The following is a 5,417-nucleotide window of genomic DNA, read 5'->3' on the forward strand; positions in this document are numbered from 1 at the left end:
GCCGCCCTCCGAGCCTACTACCCGGGTGCGGGGAGGCCAGCGGTGCGGGGCGCCGCTGGTTTTCGGCCGCCCGCCCGGAGCCGCCCCGGCGGGCGTCCTTTGGGGACGCTCTGGCGGAATCAGCACGGGCCTTCGAAAGAACGCGCCGACCCGACGCCGCAAGGCCCGGTATGGTCTGGGGTAACCGTGGACGCGGGGTACCGGAGTCCCCCTGCGCGAGGAGTCCCCAACGTGCTGATCACCCATGACACCGAGTGCGCGCTGAGCATCCTCGTCGAGCTGCTCAACACCGCCCCCGAGGTGTGCGGCGCCGAGCGGCTGCCGGACGTGGCCGCGCTGGACGCCTTCGTGGTCGGCCAGGAGATCAGCGAGATCGACTCGCTGACCGAGGACGACCTGCGCAAGGTGCACGAGCTGCGCACCCGGCTGCGCGAGGTCTTCGGGACGGAGTCCACCGCGGAGGCCGCCGAGCTCGTCAACGCGATCGTCGCGGCGGCCGGGACGACGCCCCGGCTGACCAACCACGACCACCACGACTGGCACATCCACTACTTCGCCCCGCACGCCGCGCTCGGCGACCACCTCGCGGCCGAGCTGGGCATGGCGCTGGCCTTCATCCTGATGGCGGGCGAGCGGGAGCGCCTGCGCCGGTGCGAGGCGCCGGACTGCGCGCGGGTCTTCGTGGACCTCTCGCGCAACCGCTCCCGGCGCTACTGCGACAGCCGGACCTGCGGGAACCGGCTGCACGTCGCCGCCTACCGGGCGCGCCAGCGCTCGGCGGAGGCCGTCCCCTCCGCCTGAGCACCGCTGCGGCGCCGCACGTCCGGGCAGCGCGCCCGGGTTCAGATGCCGCGCTTGCGGAGGAGCTCCTCGATGTCCTCGAAGCCGCCGAGGCCGTCGTCCCGCTTCCCCGCCGCCCGCTTCTTCGGCTTCGGCGGCGCGGCTGCCACCGCCGGGCGCTCGGGCGCCGGACCGGCGGCGGCCGGGCGCTCCGGCGCCGGCTCCACGGCGCCGCGCCGGCCCAGCCAGCGGGTGGTGAGCAGCAGGGCCGCGGAGACGCCCAGCAGCACGATGCCGATCCAGACCTTGGGGTCGAAGACCAGCCCGGTCACCCAGTCGACGAACTCGTCGGCGATGGTGCGGGCGAGCGGGAACAGCCCGGTCAGGTAGAGCCCGGCGGGCAGCAGGGCCACCGCGAACCAGCGGGTCGCGGAGAGGAACCGCCGCCGGTAGGCGCGCAGGCCCGCGACGGCCACGCCTCCCGCCGTGAGGGCGAAGCTGATCGCCGCGCTCAGCACGGGGACACCCCCGCACGTCCGGTCGTCCTGGTCATCCGAGCCTCCCTTTCGGTGTGCGCCCGGGCGCACCGCCGGCCGGAGCGGGCGCCCACTAGTGGAACACTGGGGGAATGATCGAAGGTTCCCTCCCCCGCCTTGAGTTCTGGTGCGACCTCCAGTGCCCGGACTGCCGCACCGCGCTGGACGACGTGCGGGCGCTGCGCGCGCAGTACGGCGACGCGCTGCTCATCGAGCTCCGGCACTTCCCGCTGGAGAAGCACAAGCGCGCCTACGCGGCCGCGGAGGCCGCCGAGGAGGCGTTCGCGCAGGGGCTGGGCTGGCCGTTCGTGGAGGCGCTGCTGGCCCGGGTCGAGGACTTGGATGCCCGGGGGCAGCAGGTGCTGCTGGAGGTGGCCCGGGAGGTCGGGGCGGACGTCGACGAGGTCGACACCGCGCTGATCGACGGCCGGCACATGCTGACGGTGGATGCCGACCAGGCCGAGGGCCGGGCGATCGGGGTCACCGGCACGCCGACGTACGTGATCGGCGGGCAGCGACTGGACGGCGGGCAGAGCCAGGACGGGCTGCGGGAGCGGATCGTGGCCGTCATCGAGGCGGCGAAGGCTTCCTGACACCGTGTCGGGTCAGAGCGGCTTGCCGTAGACGCGGTTGGTGACCCGGTAGCCGAGCGAGGCGTAGAGCCGGATGGCGACGTCGTTGCGGGTGAAGACGTTGAGCCCGAGGTTCCGCACACCGGCGGCCAGGCACTCGCGTTCGGCGAGCAGCATCAGCGTCCGGCCGTGTCCCCGGCCCCGGTGGGCCGGGGACACCTCGACGACCATCACCCAGGCGAGCGGTTCGCCGTCCGGCAGGTCGCGCAGGTGGAGGTCCACCCAGAGCGAGCCGAGCGGTTCCGGCTCGCCGGGCGCGCACAGGTGGCGCAGGGCGACGCCGGGGCTGTCGGCGCCCTGCGGGAGCAGGTTGCTGTGGTCGAGGTGCGACTTGGCGTGGGCCTGTTCCGGGCTGAGGCCGGAGTCGGTGAGCGAGCCGACGTAGTCCTGTGCGGCCCGATCGAGCCAGGCCGGGAGCTCCGCGGGCTCGATTCGGCGCGCGGTGACGCCGGTCGGCAGGGCGGGGGCGGTGGTGAGCCGCTTCGCCAGGTTCCGCATCCGTTCGGTGTAGCCGAGGGTGACGGCGAGCGCGCGGGCGATGCCCGCCGGTTCCGGGATGTTGACGTCCACCCGGGTGCAGCCCCAGCCGCGCAGCACCTCCTCCGCGGCCAGCGCGCCGAATGTGCCGCGGCCCCGGCCGCGGCTCTCCCGGATCTCCAACTCTGCTATTTCGCCGAAGAGTTGACTGCCGTGCGGGACGGCGGTGGTGCGCAGTGCGCCGACCGGTCGGCCGTTGGCGCAGATCTGCCAGCGCCTGGTGCGGCCGCCGGCGGTGGTGGGTGTCTCCGGGCCCTCGGGGCGCAGCGTGGTGGTCATGTGCTGGTCCCTTCCCCGCGCCTGTCCGGTTATCCGCACCTCACCCGCGCCGGTGCCGCGGCGGCCGGGTGGGGATCACGGGTCGAGGTCGTCGCCGCTGCGCTCGGCGAAGACGGCCATGGCCTTGGCGGTGACCGGGCCGATGCCGGGGAGCTCGCGGTCGTCGACCCGGGTGACGGCCTGGACGTCGCGGGTGGTGGAGGTCAGGAAGATCTCCTCGGCGTCCTGGAGGGCGCTGAGCGGCAGGTCGGCCTCCTCGGCCCCGCACCAGTCGATGACGAGCCGGCGGGTGATGCCGGCCAGGCAGCCGGAGGCGAGGACGGGGGTGAGCAGGCGGCCGTCGAGGACGACGAAGACGTTGGAGCCGGTGCCTTCGCAGAGCTGGCCGGCGGTGTTGGCGAACAGTGCCTCGGAGGCTCCGGCGCGGTGGGCGGCGGCCAGGGCGACCACGTTCTCGGCGTAGGAGGTGGTCTTGAGGCCGGCGACGGCGCTGTGTTCGTTGCGCCGCCACGGGACGACGGCGACCGCGGTGGCGTCGGGGCGGCGGCTGATCGCGCCGAGGGCGGCGACGACGGTGGGGCCTTCGGTGCCGCGTTCGGAGCCGAGCGGGGCGATGCCGCCGGTGTAGGTGAGGCGCAGGCGGCCGAGCGGCACCGGGTCGGCGGCGAGGACCTGGGCGCAGGCCTCGCGGATCAGGTCGTGGTCCGGGTCGGGCAGGCCGAGGCCGCGTGCGGAGCGGGTGAGCCGGTCGAGGTGGCGGGTGATCGCGAAGGCCCGGCCGTCGACGACCTTGAGGGTCTCGAACACCCCGTCGCCGGTGGTGAGTCCGTGGTCGAGGACCGAGACGGTGGCGTCGGCGGAGTCGACGAGCGCCCCGTTGACCCAGCTGGTGATCGGGTTCGGGTTCGGCATCGCGGGCTGCTCCTCAGGGCGGGATGGGGCGGTTCGGTTCACGGCCCGGTCGGGCCGGTGTCGCCGCCCGACGCTATCGCGACCAGGCGGGCGGCCTTCAGCTCGGTTTCCGCCCATTCCCGGTCGGGGTCGGAGCCCCAGGTGATGCCGGCTCCGGTGCCGAAGCGCAGCAGGGGGGCCTCGGGGTCGGTCCGGTCGAGCCAGAAGGTGCGGATGCCGACGGCGAGTTCGCCCTCGCCGCGGTCGGCGTCGACCCAGCCGACGGCGCCGCAGTAGGGGCCGCGCGGGGCGGTCTCCAGGGCCTCGATGATCCGCAGGGCGCTGGACTTGGGGGCGCCGGTGACGGAGCCGGGCGGGAAGGTGGCGTCGAGGAGTTCGGGCCAGCCGGCGTCCTCGCGCAGTGTGCCCTCGACGGTGGAGACCAGGTGGACCAGGCCGGGGTGCTTCTCGACGGCGCAGAGGTCGGGGACGGTGACGCTGCCGGTCGCGCAGACCCGTCCGAGGTCGTTGCGGACCAGGTCGACGATCATCACGTTCTCGGCGTGGTCCTTCTCCAGCAGGTCGTCCTCGGTGCGGCCGGTGCCCTTGATCGGGCCGGAGGAGACGGTGCGGCCGGAGCGGCGCAGGTAGAGCTCGGGTGAGGCGGTGGCGATCTCGACGCCGTGCGAGGGCAGTCGGATGGTGCCCGCGTAGGGGGCGGGGTTGCCGTGGGCGAGCAGGCCGGTGAGGGCGTCGATGTCGCTGCGGGCCGGGTCGGGCAGCGGGGCGGACAGCACTCGGCAGAGGTTGGCCTGGTAGACCTCGCCGGCGGCTATGTGCTCGCGGATGCGGCGTACGCCCGCGGTGTAGGCGGCGCGGTCCAGGGAGGTGTGCCAGCTGTCGGCCTCCGGTCCGCGCCAGCCGGCGCCGGAGGGCGGGGCGGGGGCGGGGCGGAGCTGGTCGAAGCGGGCGCAGGTGAGGCGGCCCTCGAAGTCGTAGGCGACGGCCCAGTAGCCGGTGGAGTCCAGGGCGGCCGGGTCCGAGGTGACGTCGCGCAGTCCGGTGGCCAGGCGGCCGCCGAAGCGGGCGAGCGGGGTGTGGGGGGCGATGGGGCCGGACACGGTTCTCCTGCGCGGTGGTGCTGGGCGGTGCCTGAAGTGTAGGTCGGGGGCGCCGGCGCGGCCCGGGGGCGTGAGCCGGTGTGGCCCGGGGGCGCGAGCAGCCCGGGACGGCGCGCGGGTGTGCGCCGGGTGGCCTGCGGCTGACCGTGCGGGAGCGCCGCAGGTGGCGGCCGGTGAGCGGCTCAGGAGGCTGACGGGACGGCACCCGGGGGGCATCCCCGCAGCTCGCTGCGGGAACGGATTTTTAGCTGGGCCGGGAATCCGCTAGAGTTCAACACGTCGCCAGGGAGCGCAGCCGAAGAAAAGCGGTGAAGCCCCCGGGAGACAGGCGGACGTGGCTCAGTTGGTAGAGCATCACCTTGCCAAGGTGAGGGTCGCGAGTTCGAATCTCGTCGTCCGCTCGATGGAGAACAGTGTAAGATCGTTCTTCGTGTGTTGCCTGGTGGAGTGGCCGAGAGGCGAGGCAACGGCCTGCAAAGCCGTGTACACGGGTTCAAATCCCGTCTCCACCTCCAAGAGGCTCACCCGGTTCCACCGGGAGACCTCCCCGCGCGATTAGCTCAGCGGGAGAGCACTACCTTGACACGGTAGGGGTCACTGGTTCAATCCCAGTATCGCGCACGTCGGATCCTTCGGGGTCT

General features: G+C 73.8%; 6 protein-coding genes and 3 tRNA genes. 5 read left to right on the plus strand and 4 right to left on the minus strand.

Annotated elements, in window-relative coordinates:
- The first annotated feature begins 231 nt into the window (after positions 1-231).
- Complete coding sequence (locus ABTY15_RS10070; RefSeq protein ID WP_350579149.1) at positions 232-801, plus strand: CGNR zinc finger domain-containing protein; 570 nt, start codon at positions 232-234, stop codon at positions 799-801.
- Positions 802-842: 41 nt separating this feature from the next.
- Here the strand turns inward: ABTY15_RS10070 and ABTY15_RS10075 are convergent, their stop codons facing one another.
- Positions 843-1,298, minus strand: coding sequence for a hypothetical protein (locus ABTY15_RS10075; protein ID WP_350579152.1), 456 nt, complete (start codon positions 1,296-1,298; stop codon positions 843-845).
- Positions 1,299-1,408: 110 nt separating this feature from the next.
- Between ABTY15_RS10075 and ABTY15_RS10080 the strand changes: the two genes are divergently transcribed.
- Positions 1,409-1,909: a DsbA family protein gene (locus tag ABTY15_RS10080; RefSeq protein ID WP_350579155.1), complete on the plus strand. Its 501-nt coding sequence runs from the start codon at positions 1,409-1,411 to the stop codon at positions 1,907-1,909.
- A gap of 12 nt (positions 1,910-1,921) precedes the next feature.
- On the opposite strand, the gene ABTY15_RS10085 is transcribed toward ABTY15_RS10080, so the two are convergent.
- From ABTY15_RS10085 to ABTY15_RS10095, 3 genes are all read right to left on the minus strand, one after another.
- A complete protein-coding gene (locus ABTY15_RS10085) occupies positions 1,922-2,764 on the minus strand; it encodes a GNAT family N-acetyltransferase (protein WP_350579163.1) in 843 nt (280 codons plus the stop codon).
- 75 nt (positions 2,765-2,839) lie between these two features.
- A complete protein-coding gene (locus ABTY15_RS10090) occupies positions 2,840-3,676 on the minus strand; it encodes an aminotransferase class IV (protein WP_502893464.1) in 837 nt (278 codons plus the stop codon).
- 38 nt (positions 3,677-3,714) lie between these two features.
- Positions 3,715-4,776 carry a chorismate-binding protein gene (locus ABTY15_RS10095; RefSeq protein ID WP_350579169.1) on the minus strand — a complete coding sequence of 354 codons (1,062 nt, stop codon included), beginning with the start codon at positions 4,774-4,776 and terminating at the stop codon, positions 3,715-3,717.
- 328 nt (positions 4,777-5,104) lie between these two features.
- Here ABTY15_RS10095 and ABTY15_RS10100 point away from each other — a divergent pair.
- The 3 genes from ABTY15_RS10100 to ABTY15_RS10110 all read left to right on the plus strand — a co-directional run bounded on the left by ABTY15_RS10100 (position 5,105) and on the right by ABTY15_RS10110 (position 5,397).
- Positions 5,105-5,177, plus strand: a tRNA-Gly gene (locus ABTY15_RS10100).
- Between the two features lie 40 nt (positions 5,178-5,217).
- A tRNA-Cys gene (locus tag ABTY15_RS10105) sits at positions 5,218-5,291 on the plus strand.
- 34 nt (positions 5,292-5,325) lie between these two features.
- A tRNA-Val gene (locus tag ABTY15_RS10110) sits at positions 5,326-5,397 on the plus strand.
- Positions 5,398-5,417 lie beyond the last annotated feature (20 nt).

Origin of the sequence: Kitasatospora sp. NPDC097643, assembly GCF_040302625.1 — a bacterium.
Taxonomy (GTDB): Bacteria; Actinomycetota; Actinomycetes; order Streptomycetales; family Streptomycetaceae; genus Kitasatospora.